This is a genomic window from Ferrimonas pelagia (genome assembly GCF_039543565.1).
Classification (GTDB): domain Bacteria; phylum Pseudomonadota; class Gammaproteobacteria; order Enterobacterales; family Shewanellaceae; genus Ferrimonas; species Ferrimonas pelagia.
Map to the genome: position 1 here is coordinate 1 of NZ_BAABJZ010000062.1, position 15,781 is coordinate 15,781.

Here is a 15,781-nt window from a genome sequence, read left to right on the forward strand (position 1 = left end):
AAATGGTAATGCCAGGCGATAACATCCAGATGGAAGTTACCCTGATCGCGCCAATCGCGATGGAAGAAGGCCTGCGTTTCGCTATCCGTGAGGGTGGCCGTACCGTAGGTGCTGGTGTTGTTGCTACTATCGTTGAGTAATCAGCGCGAGTATACATGACACTAAAAAGGGTGCCTTTGGGCACCCTTTTTGCTGCACATATGGTCATCTAGCTTGTCAGCACTGGTTGGAATGCATAAAATCTAGGGCTACTTTTTTGCCGGTCGGCGGTCCTGGAACAGGGCAAGCCCTTTTTTGCTGCCGGCGTGGCCCTGAAATCGAATGAGGGTGGTTCGATTTCATACAGACTCGCATACGGGATTGTTGTAATGAGTACCAATACTGAAAACCAAGGCAACACCATGGATACCCTAAAATGGGGATTGGTGGTGTTGATCCTGGCGGCTGCCGTGATCGGCAACCAAATGTTCGACACAGTCTCCGTACTGTATCGCGTTCTGGCGGTGGTTGTGGCCATCGGCGGTGCGCTGTTTATCGCTGCTCAAACAGAAAAGGGCAAATCGGCTTGGGCATTTGCTCAAGAGTCCCGCCTGGAAGTACGCAAAGTGGTATGGCCTTCTCGTCAAGAAACCATGCAAACCACGATGATCGTACTGGCCGTAACCGCAATCGTGGCGTTTGTCATCTGGCTGCTGGATATGGGCTTGGTGCGGATCGTTAACCTGATCACTGGGGTGTAACCTAAATGTCCGAACAACCAAAAATGCGTTGGTATGTTGTGCAGGCTTTCTCCGGTTTTGAAGCGCGTGTCTCCAAAACCCTGAAAGAGCACATCAAGATGCACGAGATGGAAAAGTACTTCGGTGAAGTGCTGGTCCCTACCGAAGAAGTGGTAGAGATGCGTGCCGGTCAGCGTCGTAAGAGTGAGCGTAAGTTCTTTCCGGGCTATGTTCTGGTTCAGATGGTGATGAACGACGAGTCTTGGCACTTGGTTCGTAACACGCCACGCGTAATGGGCTTTATCGGCGGTACCTCTGACCGTCCTGCGCCGATCACTGAGAAAGAAGCCAATGCGATCCTGAACCGCTTGGAAGAAAATGCAGAATCGCCAAGCCACCGCACCCTGTTCGAGCCGGGTGAAGTGGTGCGCGTTAACGATGGTCCATTTGCTGACTTCAACGGTACCGTTGAAGAGGTGGACTATGATAAGAGCCGCGTAAAGGTTTCTGTTATGATCTTCGGTCGTTCTACTCCGGTAGAGCTGGACTTTGGTCAGGTCGAGAAGAGCTGATCAAAAGATCGTCAAAAAGGTTTGTCGAGTGGCGGCGGATTTGTATATAATTCGCCGCCCCTTTTTTCCGGGGAGTCTGATGTGTTCAGACGCTTGAACCCAAACGAGGTAATTTACCATGGCTAAGAAAGTCACAGCTTATATCAAGCTGCAAGTAGCGGCTGGTGCTGCTAACCCGTCTCCACCAGTTGGTCCAGCTCTGGGTCAGCACGGTGTAAACATCATGGAATTCTGTAAGGCGTTTAACGCCCGTACAGACAAGGTAGAGAAAGGTCTGCCGATCCCTGTTGTTATCACTGTATACGCGGATCGTTCTTTCACTTTCGTAACCAAGACTCCACCTGCTGCTGTTCTGCTGAAGAAGGCTGCTGGCGTTAAGTCCGGTTCCGGTCGTCCGAACACCGAGAAAGTAGGTACTGTAACTCAGGCTCAGCTGATTGAAATCGCTGAGACCAAAGCTGCAGACATGACTGGTGCTGATATCGATGCTATGGCTCGCTCCATTGCCGGTACCGCGCGCTCCATGGGCCTGGTAGTAGAGGGATAATACGATGGCTAAAATTTCTAAGCGCATGCGCGTTATCCGTGAGAAAGTTGACGCTACTCGCGAATACGAAATGAACGAAGCAGTTGCTCTGCTGAAAGAACTGGCGACTGCTAAGTTCGTAGAGTCTGTAGACGTTTCCGTTAACTTGGGTGTTGACCCACGTAAATCCGACCAGAACGTTCGCGGTGCGACTGTACTGCCACACGGTACTGGTCGTGACGTTCGCGTTGCGGTATTTACCCAAGGCGCCAACGCTGACGCGGCTAAAGAAGCCGGTGCTGAGCTGGTTGGTATGGACGAGCTGGCTGCCCAAGTTAAAGCTGGTGAGATGAACTTCGACGTGGTTATTGCTTCTCCAGATGCAATGCGCGTAGTTGGTCAACTGGGTCAGATCCTGGGTCCACGTGGCCTGATGCCTAACCCTAAAACTGGCACTGTTACCCCGAACGTTGCTGAAGCGGTTAAAAACGCGAAAGCCGGTCAGGTACGCTACCGCAATGACAAAAACGGTATCATCCACACCACCATTGGTAAGGTTGATTTCGATGCGGATAAGCTGAAAGAAAACCTGGAATCTTTGCTGGTAGCTCTGAAGAAGGCCAAGCCTGCTTCAGCTAAGGGTGTTTTCGTTAAGAAAGTATCCATCTCTACCACCATGGGTGCTGGTGTTGCGGTTGATCAGGCTAGCCTGACCACCGTTGCTTAATAGCATTTACAGGGCGTAGAGTTATCTGTATAATTTTGCGCCCTATAGGTCGAAGTCTGGCTGCTTGTCAGTTGGGCTTTCGTCCGAGACCGTAGGTGGGGTGGGCACAGTGTGTCGATCCCTTAATGTTTGCCTGCGTAGACGGTGTTGGACCTAAAGAAGAATTTATTTCTTCTGGACCCTCCCCACCGTGTTTCGTCCCCCGTAAGGGGTCATTAGTTTCTAGGCGCAAGCCTAGGTGGAATCCAGGAGTGAAAGCCCAATGGCATTAAACCTCGAAGGCAAGAAAGCAATTGTTGCTGAAGTCAACGAAGCTGCCAAAGGTGCTCTGTCTGCAGTAGTAGCCGATTCTCGCGGCGTTACTGTAAGCAGCATGACCGCTCTGCGTAAAGAAGCTCGTGAAGCTGGTGTTGTTATGCGCGTAGTGCGTAACACCCTGGCCAAGCGCGCTGTTGAAGGTACCGATTTCGAGTGCCTGAACGACGCATTTGCAGGTCCGACTCTGATCGCATTCTCTCAGGAGCACCCAGGTGCTGCGGCTCGTCTGTTCAAAGACTTTGCCAAAACTGAGCAAGCGTTCGAAGTCAAAGCACTGGCATACGAAGGGGAGCTGATCCCTGCCGAGCAAATTGACCGTCTGGCCAAGCTGCCAACCTACGACGAAGCAATTGCACAGTTGATGATGACCATGAAGGAAGCATCTGCTGGCAAGCTGGTACGTACCCTGGCTGCTCTGAAAGACCAAAAAGAAGAGCAAGCGGCCTAATTCGGCTCGCTGCTTAAACTTTTACAGTAATTATTAGGATTGTTAGTAATGTCTATCACTAAAGACCAAATCATCGAAGCCGTAGCCGAAATGTCCGTAATGGACGTTGTTGAGCTGATCGAAGCAATGGAAGAGAAGTTCGGCGTATCTGCTGCTGCTGCAGTAGTTGCTGGTGGCGGCGAAGCTGCTGCTGCTGAAGAGCAGACTGAATTCGACGTAATTCTGGCTGACTTCGGTGGCAACAAAGTTGCTGCTATTAAAGCCGTTCGTGGCGCTACCGGTCTGGGCCTGAAAGAAGCCAAGGCTATGGTTGAGTCTGCTCCAGTTGCTATCAAAGAAGCTGTTGCTAAAGACGAAGCTGAAGGTCTGCAAAAGCAGCTGGAAGAAGCCGGCTGTAAAGTTGAGATCAAATAAGCTATCTTTTAGCTTATTAACCTAACTTCGGTTAGGTTGGGCTGGTGGTTAAAAAACCACCGGCCCTTTTGCGCTATTAGCGCTGGTGATCTATCTATGGATCACCAACCTCTTGGAACGCGGGCCTGGCAGAGATTATTGGTTAGGTTCTTGCGCAAATAAGGGCGAAAGCTCTGCAATCGCAGAGATTTTCGGGTCTCCAATCACGAGCAGAGGAACCACATGGTTTACTCCGATTTCGAGAAAAAACGCATCCGCAAGGATTTTGGTAAGCGTCCTAAGGTCATTGACGTACCTTACCTGCTTTCTATCCAGCTGGACTCGTTCCAAAACTTCCTGGTACAGGATCCGGAAGGCGAGCGTGGCTTGGAAGCCGCATTCCGCAGCGTCTTCCCAATCAAAAGCTTCTCTGGTTACGCCGAACTGCAATACGTCAGCTACAAGCTGGGCGAGCCGGTATTTGACGTTAAAGAATGTCAGATCCGTGGCGTAACCTATTCTGCTCCACTGCGCGTAAAGCTGCGCATGGTGTTGATGGACAAAGAAAACGGCGGTGCCGTTAAGGACATCAAAGAGCAGGAAGTGTACATGGGCGATATCCCGCTCATGACCGACAACGGTACCTTTGTGATCAACGGTACCGAGCGTGTGATCGTTTCTCAGTTGCACCGTAGCCCAGGTGTGTTCTTCGACCACGATCGTGGTAAGACACACTCCTCCGGTAAGGTCCTGTACAACGCGCGCGTGATCCCTTACCGCGGCTCTTGGTTGGACTTCGAGTTCGATCCAAAGGACAACTTGTTTGTTCGTATCGATCGCCGTCGTAAGCTGCCGTCTTCCATCATCCTGCGTGCCTTGGGTTACTCGACCCAAGAGATCCTGGACATGTTCTTCCAGAAGGTGAATTTTTCCCTGAAGAAGGACAAGTTGGTGATGGATCTGGTACCGGAGCGCCTGCGTGGCGAGACTGCGGTATTCGATATCAAAGACAACGAAGGCAATGTGCTGGTGGAAACCGGCCGTCGCATCACTGCACGTCATATCCGTCAGCTGGAAAAAGGCGGCGTGACTCAGCTGGAAGTGCCAGTCGAGTACTTGGTCGGCAAAGCTGCCGCTCAGGACTACATCGACGAAGCCACCGGCGAGATCGTGGTAGCTGCGAACCAGGAAATGACCCTGGAAGACGTGGCCAAGCTGTCTCAAGCGGGGATCAAGGCGTTCGACACACTGTACACCAATGAGCTGGATAACGGCCCGTACATGTCGACCACCCTGCGTGTTGATGGCTCCAGCGATCGGATGGAAGCGCTGGTAGAGATCTACCGCATGATGCGCCCAGGTGAGCCGCCAACCCGCGATGCCGCCGAAGCGCTGTTCCAGAACCTGTTCTTCAGTGAAGATCGCTACGATCTGTCCACTGTGGGTCGCATGAAGTTCAACCGTCGTCTGGGACGCCAGGAATCAACCGGTTCCGGCATTCTGGAAAAAGAAGACATCGTTGACGTCATGCGCAAGATCATCGAGATCCGCAACGGCGGTGACGAAGTCGATGATATTGACCACTTGGGTAACCGTCGTATTCGCTCTGTGGGCGAAATGGCCGAGAACCAGTTCCGTGTGGGTCTGGTCCGGGTTGAGCGTGCGGTACGTGAGCGTCTGTCTCTGGGCGATCTGGATTCCCTGATGCCTCAGGATCTGATCAACGCCAAGCCAATCTCTGCGGCAGTGAAAGAGTTCTTTGGCTCTTCTCAGCTGTCCCAGTTTATGGATCAGAACAACCCGTTGTCTGAGGTGACCCACAAGCGTCGTATCTCCGCTTTGGGCCCAGGCGGTCTGACCCGTGAGCGTGCGGGCTTTGAGGTTCGAGATGTACACGCGACCCACTACGGTCGTCTGTGTCCAATCGAAACCCCTGAAGGTCCAAACATTGGTCTGATCAACTCCTTGGCAACCTTTGCTCGCACCAACGAGTACGGCTTCCTGGAAACCCCTTACCGTCGCGTTGACAACGGTGTGGTGACTGAAGAAGTTGAGTACTTGTCTGCGATCGAAGAGGGTCACTACGTGGTGGCTCAGGCCAACGCGCAGGTGGACGACAACAACACCCTGTTGGATGAGCTTATCCCAGCCCGTCACAAAGGTGAGTCGACCTTTGTTTCCGTTGATCAGGTTCAGTACATGGACGTGTCTCCACAGCAGATCATCTCTGTGGCGGCGTCTTTGATCCCGTTCCTGGAACACGATGATGCTAACCGTGCCTTGATGGGTGCGAACATGCAGCGTCAGGCCGTACCAACTCTGCGTGCTGATAAGCCGCTGGTAGGTACCGGCATCGAACGCGCTGTGGCCGTTGACTCCGGTGTAACCGTTGTCGCCAAGCGTGGTGGTGTCGTGGATTACGTCGACGCAGGTCGCATTGTGGTTAAGGTCAACGAGTCAGAGTTGACTGCAGGCGAAGCCGGCATCGACATCTACAACTTGACCAAGTACACCCGTTCGAACCAGAACACCTGTATCAACCAGCGTCCGGTGTGCAACATCGGCGAACCGGTAACCCGTGGTGACGTACTGGCCGATGGCCCGTCCACCGATCTGGGTGACTTGGCACTGGGTCAGAACTTGCGTGTCGCGTTCATGACCTGGAACGGTTACAACTTTGAGGATTCCATCCTGCTGTCCGAGCGTGTGGTTCAGGAAGATCGCCTGACCACCATCCATATCCAGGAACTGTCCTGTATTGCTCGTGATACCAAGCTGGGTCCAGAAGAGATCACCGCTGATATCCCGAACGTGGGTGAGTCTGCTCTGTCTAAGTTGGACGAGTCAGGCATCGTTTACGTGGGTGCCGAGATGAAGCCGGGCGACATTCTGGTGGGCAAGGTAACGCCTAAGGGCGAGACCCAGCTGACGCCGGAAGAGAAGCTGTTGCGTGCCATCTTCGGTGAGAAGGCGTCCGATGTGAAGGACTCTTCTCTGCGTGTACCAAACTCTGTGTACGGTACCGTGATCGACGTGCAAGTCTTTACCCGCGATGGCGTGGAGAAGGACAAGCGTGCCGTTGATATCGAGAACATGCAGCTGCGTGATGCCAAGAAGGATCTGACTGAAGAGTTCAGTATCCTGGAAAACGGTATCTACGACCGTGCTCGTAACCTGCTACTGAGCGCCGGTCTGTCCGAAGCACAGTTGAACGGCCTGGGCCGTGACAAGTGGCTGGAACAGCCGCTGGACGACGAAGCCAAGCAGACCGAACTGGAGCAGTTGGCCGATCAGCACGAAGAGCTGAAAGCCGAGTTCGATAAGAAGTTCGAAACCAAGCGTCGCAAGATCACCCAAGGGGACGATCTGGCGCCGGGCGTACTGAAGATCGTTAAGGTTTACCTCGCAGTTAAGCGTCGTATCCAGCCAGGCGATAAGATGGCCGGTCGTCACGGTAACAAAGGTGTAATTTCCACCATTGTTCCTGTCGAAGACATGCCACACGATGAAAAAGGCCAGCCGGTCGACATCGTACTGAACCCGCTGGGTGTACCGTCGCGTATGAACATCGGTCAGATCCTGGAAGTTCACATGGGTATGGCTGCGCGCGGTATCGGCGACAAGATCACCGCGATGCTCGAAGAGCAGCGCAAGATCGAAGAGCTGCGTGAGTTCATCCAGAAAGCCTACGATCTGGGTGAAACCCAGCAAGTGGTTGACCTGAACACCTTCTCCGATGCGGAAGTGGTGCGTCTGGCCAACAACCTGAAGGGCGGTCTGCCGATGGCGACCCCTGCGTTCGATGGTGCGTCTGAAGATGAGATCAAGGGCATGTTGCGCTTGGGCGATCTGCCGGATTCCGGTCAGTTCACCCTGTACGACGGCCGTACTGGTAATGAGTTTGAGCGTCCTGTAACCGTGGGTTACATGTACATGCTGAAGCTGAACCACTTGGTTGATGACAAGATGCACGCGCGTTCCACCGGTTCATACTCCCTAGTGACTCAGCAGCCGCTGGGTGGTAAGGCGCAGTTCGGTGGCCAGCGATTCGGTGAGATGGAAGTGTGGGCCCTGCAGGCCTACGGCGCCGCTTACACCCTGCAAGAGATGTTGACCGTGAAGTCGGATGACGTGAACGGCCGTACTCAGATGTACAAGAACATCGTGGACGGAAACTACTCTATGCAGCCAGGTTTGCCGGAATCCTTCAACGTAGTGTTGAAAGAGATCCGCTCTCTGGGTATCAACATCGAGTTGGATCAGGACTAACCGTTGGGGTGGCTGCTTGAGGGCAGCCATACTGCGGTCGTGTGCCCCAGCCGGTGGGGTGGGGCACATGAATTGAAACCTCCATTTGGGAGACGATCGTGAAAGACTTACTTCAGTTTCTAAAGAAACAGAATACGTCCGAAGAATTTAACGGCATCAAGATCGGTCTGGCGTCGCCGGACATGATCCGTAGCTGGTCTTTCGGTGAAGTTAAAAAGCCGGAAACCATCAACTACCGTACCTTCAAGCCAGAGCGTGACGGCCTGTTCTGTGCCCGGATCTTTGGTCCTGTAAAGGACTATGAGTGTCTGTGTGGCAAGTACAAGCGTCTGAAGCACCGCGGTGTTATCTGTGAAAAGTGTGGCGTTGAAGTAACCCAGACTAAAGTGCGCCGTGAGCGCATGGGTCACATTGAACTGGCTTCTCCAGTTGCGCACATTTGGTTCTTGAAGTCGCTGCCGTCCCGTATTGGTCTGTTGTTGGACATGACCCTGCGTGACATCGAGCGCGTACTGTACTTCGAGTCTTATGTGGTGATCGAGCCCGGCATGACTGCGCTTGAGCGCGGCCAGATGCTGACCGAAGAAGAGTACCTGGACGCTCTGGAAGAGCACGGTGACGAATTCGACGCCCGTATGGGTGCCGAGGCAGTAAAAGAACTGCTGAAAGACATCGAGCTTGAGCCTGAGATCGCAGCCATGCGTGAAGAGTTGCCACAAACCAACTCTGAGACCAAGCGTAAGAAGCTGACCAAGCGTCTGAAGTTGATGGAAGCCTTCTACCACTCCGGCAACAAGCCTGAGTGGATGATCATGGGCGTTCTGCCGGTTCTGCCGCCGGATCTGCGTCCGCTGGTACCGCTGGACGGTGGTCGCTTTGCGACTTCCGATCTGAACGATCTGTACCGCCGCGTGATCAACCGTAACAACCGTTTGAAGCGTCTGCTGGATCTGGCTGCGCCAGACATCATCGTACGTAACGAAAAACGTATGCTGCAGGAATCTGTGGATGCGTTGTTGGATAACGGCCGTCGCGGTCGCGCCATCACTGGCTCCAACCGTCGTCCGCTGAAGTCGCTGGCTGACATGATCAAAGGTAAGCAAGGTCGTTTCCGTCAGAACTTGCTCGGTAAGCGTGTGGACTACTCCGGTCGTTCCGTAATTACCGTAGGTCCTACCCTGCGCCTGCATCAGTGTGGTCTTCCTAAGAAGATGGCACTGGAGCTGTTCAAGCCCTTCATCTACGGCAAGCTGGAAGCGCGTGGCCTGGCCACGACCATCAAAGCGGCTAAGAAGATGGTTGAGCGTGAAGTTGCTGAGGTTTGGGACGTTCTGGATGAAGTGATCCGCGAACACCCGGTGATGTTGAACCGTGCACCAACCCTGCACCGTTTGGGGATTCAGGCGTTTGAACCGGTTCTGATCGAAGGTAAAGCGATCCAGCTGCACCCACTGGTGTGTGCGGCGTACAACGCTGACTTCGATGGTGACCAGATGGCGGTACACGTACCGTTGACTCTGGAAGCCCAGCTGGAAGCCCGCGCGCTGATGATGTCCACCAACAACATCCTGTCCCCGGCGTCCGGTGATCCTGTGATCACCCCGTCTCAGGATGTGGTGTTGGGTCTGTACTACATGACCCGCGAAAAGGTGAACGGCAAAGGCGAAGGCATGGCGTTCTCCTGCGTTGAAGAAGCGGAGAAGGTATACCGTCTGGGTGAGGCTGAGCTGCACGCTCGCGTTAAGGTTCGTATTAACGACAGCTACACCGACGAAGACGGTAATGTGATCGAAGAGACCAAGATCTTCGACACCACCATCGGCCGTGCCATCCTGTCTATGATCCTGCCAAAAGGCCTGCCTTTTGAACTGATCAACCAAGACATGGGTAAGAAGCCGATCTCCAACGTACTGAACACTTGCTACCGTAAGTGTGGTCTGAAAGACACCGTGATCTTTGCTGACCAACTGATGTACACCGGTTTCGCTTACGCCACTGTTTCTGGTACCTCTGTGGGTATCAACGACATGGTGATCCCAGCGGCCAAGAAAGACATCGTTGAAGCGGCTGAAGAAGAGGTTCTCGAGATCTCTGAACAGTTCCAGGCCGGTCTGGTGACCGCTGGTGAGCGTTACAACAAAGTGATCGATATCTGGGCTTCCGCCAACGAAAAGGTGTCCAAGGCGATGATGGACAACCTGTCCACCGACGTTGTGGTCAACCGCGATGGCGAAGACGAAGAGCAGAAGTCCTTCAACAGCATCTACATGATGGCCGATTCCGGTGCACGTGGTAGTGCCGCTCAGATCCGTCAGTTGGCGGGTATGCGTGGCCTGATGGCGAAACCAGATGGTTCCATTATCGAAACCCCAATTAAAGTGAACTTTAAGGAAGGTCTGTCGGTACTGGATTACTTCATCTCCTCGCACGGTGCACGTAAAGGTCTGGCCGATACCGCATTGAAGACTGCGAACTCCGGTTACCTGACTCGTCGTCTGGTAGACGTATCGCAGGATCTGGTGGTGGTTGAAGACGATTGTGGCTCTGAAGAGGGTCTGATCGTTAAGCCGCTGATCGAAGGCGGTGACGTGGTTGAGCCGTTGCGTGAGCGCGTACTGGGCCGTGTTGTCGGCAAAGACGTGTTCAAGCCGGGCACCGAAGAGGTTCTGATCCCACGCAACACCCTGCTCGATGAGAAGTGGTGTGATGTGGTTGAAGCCAACTCCATCGATGAGATGATCGTTCGTTCCGTGATCACCTGTAAGACCGACTTCGGCGTGTGTGCGAACTGTTACGGTCGCGATCTGGCCCGAGGCCACATGGTGGCTGACGGTGAAGCGATTGGTGTAGTAGCGGCACAGTCCATTGGTGAGCCGGGTACCCAGCTGACCATGCGTACGTTCCACATTGGTGGTGCGGCATCTCGTGCCTCTGCTGAGTCCAACGTCCAGATCAAGAACTCCGGTTCTCTGAAGCTGCACAACGAGAAATACGTTGTGAATGCGTCCGGTAAGATCGTTGTTATCTCCCGTTCAACCGAACTGGCTGTGATCGACGAGCTGGGTCGTGAGAAGGAGCGTTACAAGCTGCCTTACGGTACGGTACTGGAAAAAGCAGAGGGCGATGCGGTTGCTGCTGGCGACATCGTAGCCAACTGGGACCCACACACTCACCCAATCATCACCGAAGTGGAAGGTCAGGTTAAGTTCGTTGATATGATCGACGGCGTGACCATGACCAAGCAGACCGACGAATTGACCGGTCTGTCTAGCATCGTTGTACTGGATCCGGCCCAGCGCCCGACCGCCGGTAAAGAGATGCGCCCGATGGTGAAGCTGGTTGATAAATCCGGTAACGACATCCTGATCCCTGGCACCGAAGTGGTCGCTCAGTACTTCCTGTCTGGCAACGCGATTGTCAACTTGGAAGATGGCGCCTCGGTAGGTGTGGGTGATGCGGTTGCACGTATCCCGCAAGAATCCGGCGGTACCAAGGATATTACGGGTGGTCTGCCACGAGTTGCTGACTTGTTCGAAGCGCGTAAGCCGAAAGAACCAGCCATTCTGGCCGAGATCACCGGTACCATCTCCTTCGGTAAAGAGACCAAAGGTAAGCGTCGCTTGGTGATCACTCCTCACGATGGTGGCAACGCCTACGAAGAGATGATCCCGAAATGGCGTAACCTGAACGTCTTCGAAGGCGAGAAGGTTGAGAAGGGTGAAGTGATCGCCGATGGTCCAGAGGCTCCTCACGACATCCTGCGCCTGCGCGGTATCCACGCGGTAGCTAACTACATCGTTAACGAAGTCCAAGACGTTTACCGTCTGCAGGGCGTAAAGATTAACGATAAGCACATCGAAGTGGTTATCCGTCAGATGCTGCGTAAGTGCATCATCGTTGACGGCGGCGACACCGAGTTCCTGCCAGGTGAGCAAGCCGAAGTGGCTCGTGTTAACCAGGCTAACCGTGATCTGGGTGAAGACCAACGTCCGGCGACCTACGAGCGTGAATTGCTGGGTATCACCAAGGCCTCCTTGGCGACCGAGTCCTTCATCTCCGCGGCCTCGTTCCAGGAGACCACTCGCGTACTGACCGATGCGGCTACCTACGGTAAGCGTGACGATCTGCGTGGTCTGAAAGAGAACGTGACTGTGGGTCGTCTGATCCCTGCGGGCACCGGCTATGCTTACCATCGTAAGCGTAAGCAGGAAGCGCAGGCAGAAGCGACACCGGCGGTGACCGCCTCTGAAGCTGAGCAGAACCTAGCGGATCTGCTAAACGCCTCCATTACTGATAACCAGTAATCGAAGAGTTTGCTTGAATAGGGCACCTTCGGGTGCCCTTTTTTGTCGGCTGGCGCAAAGATCCGGACTGGATCAAAGCAACAGCTGCCTATTTCTTGACACGTAACGGTCAGGTGCTTAAAATTTCGCGTCCCCCATATACGGGGATCGATTTTTCGCATCTTAAACTGAGTTACTGAGTCGTTTTCAGTCTATCAGGAGTTATTAATGACAACTGTTAACCAGCTGGTTCGCAAACCACGTAAGGACAAGGTTCAAAAGACCACCGTTCCTGCGCTGGCCGCGTGTCCACAAAAGCGTGGTGTTTGTACTCGCGTATACACCACTACCCCTAAAAAGCCGAACTCTGCACTGCGTAAAGTATGCCGTGTTCGCCTGACCAACGGTTTTGAAGTGACTTCCTACATCGGTGGTGAAGGTCACAACCTGCAGGAGCACTCCGTGGTTCTGATCCGTGGCGGTCGTGTAAAAGATCTGCCAGGTGTTCGTTACCACACCGTTCGTGGTGCTCTGGATACTGCTGGCGTGAGCGATCGTCGCCAAGGCCGTTCCAAATACGGTGCTAAGCGTCCTAAGTCTTAATGGTTCTCCGTTAAGTAAGGCCAAACACTTTTAATTTGTTCATCCAGTTTTGGATAAACCTGAAGAAATCGGAGAAATCCCATGCCAAGACGTCGCGTCGTAGGTCAACGTAAAATCCTGCCGGATCCTAAGTTCGGATCAGAGCTGCTGGCGAAGTTTGTAAACATCGTTATGCTCGACGGCAAAAAATCCACCGCAGAGAAAGCGATCTACGGTGGTCTGGAAGCAGCTGCAACCAAATCTGGTAAAGCTGAACTGGAAATTTTTGAAACTGCTCTGGACAACATCCGTCCATCTGTGGAAGTTAAGTCCCGCCGTGTAGGTGGTTCTACTTACCAGGTGCCGGTTGAAGTACGTCCAGTGCGTCGTAATGCCCTGGCCATGCGCTGGTTGGTAGAAGCGGCTCGTAAGCGTAGCGAAAAATCGATGGCTCTGCGCCTGGCAGGTGAACTGCTGGACGCTGCCGACAACAAAGGTACTGCGGTTAAGAAGCGTGAAGACGTGCACCGTATGGCCGACGCGAACAAAGCGTTCGCACATTACCGCTGGTAATGGCTTAATGGCGTGGCTCTTCGGAGCCGCGCCACTTTTACTAGGGCATTAGCCTTAGATCGAGGAATTTATTGTGGCTCGTACAACCCCTATTGAGCGCTATCGCAATATCGGCATCTGTGCTCACGTAGATGCGGGTAAAACCACGACTACCGAGCGTGTGCTGTTTTACACCGGCTTGTCTCACAAGATCGGTGAAGTGCACGATGGCGCGGCGACCATGGACTGGATGGAGCAGGAGCAAGAGCGGGGTATCACCATTACCTCTGCGGCGACTACGACCTTCTGGCGCGGTATGGAAGCACAATTCCCCGAGCACCGAGTTAATATCATCGACACCCCCGGGCACGTGGACTTTACCATTGAGGTAGAACGTTCATTGCGTGTACTGGATGGGGCGGTTGTGGTGTTCTGTGGTTCTTCTGGTGTAGAACCGCAATCGGAAACCGTTTGGCGTCAAGCGGACAAATATCAGGTACCACGCCTGGTGTTCGTCAACAAGATGGACCGTGCGGGTGCGGATTTCGACCGAGTGGTTGAGCAGATCCGTGAACGTCTGGGGGCCACTTGTGTGCCGATCCAGATGAATGTCGGAGCCGAAGACGAGTTCAAGGGCGTCATCGATCTGATCAAAATGAAATACATCAACTGGAACGAAGCCGACAACGGCATGTCGTTTGACTACCTGGATGTTCCGGCTGAGCTGGCTGATAAAGCCGCTGAGATGCGTGAATACCTAGTGGAGTCTGCGGCCGAAGCTTCCGAAGAGTTGATGGACAAGTACCTGGAAGGGGACGAATTATCTGAAGCAGAAATTCGTGCAGCTCTTCGCCAGCGTACATTGAACAATGAAATTGTCTTGGCGACCTGTGGTTCTGCGTTTAAGAACAAAGGCGTCCAGGCAGTATTGGATGCGGTGGTCGAATACCTGCCTTCTCCGGTCGACGTACCGGCGATCAAAGGGGTGGATATGGACGACAACGAGACCTCTCGTGAGTCCGACGACAACGCGCCGTTTGCCGCATTGGCATTTAAGATCGCGACCGACCCGTTCGTGGGAACGTTAACCTTTATGCGAGTGTATTCTGGCGTGGCTAAAACCGGTCAAACCGTCTACAACTCAGTAAAGCAGAAACGCGAGCGATTCGGTCGTATGGTGCAGATGCACTCCAATGACCGTAAAGAGATCGATGAGATCCGAGCCGGCGATATTGCCGCTGCGATCGGACTTAAAGACGTAACGACGGGTGAAACCCTGTGCGATCAAGACCATAAAGTGATCTTAGAGCGCATGGAGTTCCCAGAGCCCGTTATCCAGATCGCTGTTGAGCCGAAAACCAAGGCTGATCAGGACAAGATGGGCGTCGCACTGGGTAAGCTGACTGCAGAAGATCCGTCGTTCCGTGTGGAAACCGACGAAGAGTCTGGCCAAACCCTGATCTCCGGCATGGGTGAATTGCACCTGGACATCATCGTCGATCGCATGAAGCGGGAGTTTGATGTGGATTGTAACGTGGGTAACCCTCAGGTGGCTTACCGCGAAGCGATCCGCTCCTCTGCGACGGTGGAAGGCAAGTTTATCCGTCAGTCCGGCGGCCGTGGCCAATATGGTCATGTATGGCTCAAAGTTGAGCCATTGGAGCTGGGTGGCGGGTACGAATTTGTCGATGAAATTGTAGGTGGGGCGGTTCCGCGTGAATTCATCCCATCTGTAGACAAAGGTATCCAGGAACAGATCGCACAAGGTGTGCTTGCGGGCTTCCCTGTACTTGACGTTAAGGTTACCCTGTTCGATGGTTCATTCCACGATGTGGACTCCAGCGAAATGGCGTTTAAAATCGCCGGTGCCATGGGCTTCCGTAAGGGCGCTCTGGAAGCGTCACCCGTACTACTTGAGCCGATGATGAAGGTTGAAGTAACCACTCCTGAGGATTGGATGGGTGTCGTGGTTGGGGATTTGAATCGTCGACGTGGCATGATCGATGGGATGGATGACGGCGCAGCCGGCCTGAAAATTGTTCACGCTAAGGTGCCACTGTCCGAAATGTTCGGATATGCCACCGACTTACGCTCTGCGACGCAGGGCCGTGCTTCCTACTCTATGGAGTTTAGTGAGTATGGCGAAGCGCCGAAGAACGTGGCGAAAGCCGTGATTGAAGCTCGCATGGGCTAGCAATCAAACACTCAGTTCGTTAACAGATCCGGTTCTCTGAGCCGGATCGCAAATTGAAAGGAAAGACGTCGTGTCTAAAGAAAAGTTTGAACGTACGAAACCGCACGTTAACGTTGGTACCATTGGCCACGTTGACCACGGTAAAACCACTCTGACCGCTGCGATCACCAACGTGCTGGCTAAGCACATGGGTGGCGA

At 53.6% G+C, this 15,781-nt stretch carries 13 protein-coding genes; all 13 read left to right on the forward strand.

Annotated elements, in window-relative coordinates:
- Window positions 1-140 (forward strand): EF-Tu C-terminal domain-related protein (locus tag ABEA08_RS10060; RefSeq protein ID WP_486322305.1); only part of this gene is annotated, 140 nt, incomplete at its 5' end.
- A 228-nt stretch (window positions 141-368) separates the two neighbouring features.
- Window positions 369-740, forward strand: coding sequence for a preprotein translocase subunit SecE (gene secE, locus ABEA08_RS10065; protein ID WP_345335163.1), 372 nt, complete (start codon window positions 369-371; stop codon window positions 738-740).
- Window positions 741-745: 5 nt separating this feature from the next.
- Window positions 746-1,291, forward strand: a complete 546-nt coding sequence (gene nusG, locus ABEA08_RS10070) for a transcription termination/antitermination protein NusG (protein WP_345335164.1) — start codon at window positions 746-748, stop codon at window positions 1,289-1,291.
- 118 nt (window positions 1,292-1,409) lie between these two features.
- Window positions 1,410-1,838, forward strand: a complete 429-nt coding sequence (gene rplK, locus ABEA08_RS10075; protein ID WP_345335165.1) for a 50S ribosomal protein L11 — start codon at window positions 1,410-1,412, stop codon at window positions 1,836-1,838.
- 4 nt (window positions 1,839-1,842) lie between these two features.
- Window positions 1,843-2,544: a 50S ribosomal protein L1 gene (gene rplA / locus ABEA08_RS10080; protein WP_345335166.1), complete on the forward strand. Its 702-nt coding sequence runs from the start codon at window positions 1,843-1,845 to the stop codon at window positions 2,542-2,544.
- A 262-nt stretch (window positions 2,545-2,806) separates the two neighbouring features.
- Window positions 2,807-3,310: a 50S ribosomal protein L10 gene (rplJ, locus tag ABEA08_RS10085; RefSeq protein ID WP_345335167.1), complete on the forward strand. Its 504-nt coding sequence runs from the start codon at window positions 2,807-2,809 to the stop codon at window positions 3,308-3,310.
- A 48-nt stretch (window positions 3,311-3,358) separates the two neighbouring features.
- The gene (rplL, locus tag ABEA08_RS10090) at window positions 3,359-3,724 is read left to right on the forward strand and encodes a 50S ribosomal protein L7/L12 (protein ID WP_345335168.1); all 366 of its coding nucleotides are present in this window, start codon (window positions 3,359-3,361) and stop codon (window positions 3,722-3,724) included.
- Between the two features lie 222 nt (window positions 3,725-3,946).
- On the forward strand, window positions 3,947-7,972 hold the full coding sequence (rpoB, locus tag ABEA08_RS10095) for a DNA-directed RNA polymerase subunit beta (RefSeq protein WP_345335169.1): 4,026 nt from the start codon (window positions 3,947-3,949) through the stop codon (window positions 7,970-7,972).
- 98 nt (window positions 7,973-8,070) lie between these two features.
- Window positions 8,071-12,276 carry a DNA-directed RNA polymerase subunit beta' gene (rpoC, locus tag ABEA08_RS10100; RefSeq protein WP_345335170.1) on the forward strand — a complete coding sequence of 1,402 codons (4,206 nt, stop codon included), beginning with the start codon at window positions 8,071-8,073 and terminating at the stop codon, window positions 12,274-12,276.
- Between the two features lie 207 nt (window positions 12,277-12,483).
- A complete protein-coding gene (gene rpsL / locus ABEA08_RS10105; RefSeq protein WP_345335171.1) occupies window positions 12,484-12,858 on the forward strand; it encodes a 30S ribosomal protein S12 in 375 nt (124 codons plus the stop codon).
- 81 nt (window positions 12,859-12,939) lie between these two features.
- Window positions 12,940-13,410, forward strand: coding sequence for a 30S ribosomal protein S7 (gene rpsG, locus ABEA08_RS10110; protein WP_345335172.1), 471 nt, complete (start codon window positions 12,940-12,942; stop codon window positions 13,408-13,410).
- A 73-nt stretch (window positions 13,411-13,483) separates the two neighbouring features.
- The gene (fusA, locus tag ABEA08_RS10115) at window positions 13,484-15,583 is read left to right on the forward strand and encodes an elongation factor G (RefSeq protein ID WP_345335173.1); all 2,100 of its coding nucleotides are present in this window, start codon (window positions 13,484-13,486) and stop codon (window positions 15,581-15,583) included.
- A 70-nt stretch (window positions 15,584-15,653) separates the two neighbouring features.
- Window positions 15,654-15,781, forward strand: a 128-nt coding sequence (locus ABEA08_RS10120) for a GTP-binding protein (RefSeq protein ID WP_345335087.1), incomplete at its 3' end; no start/stop codon positions are given.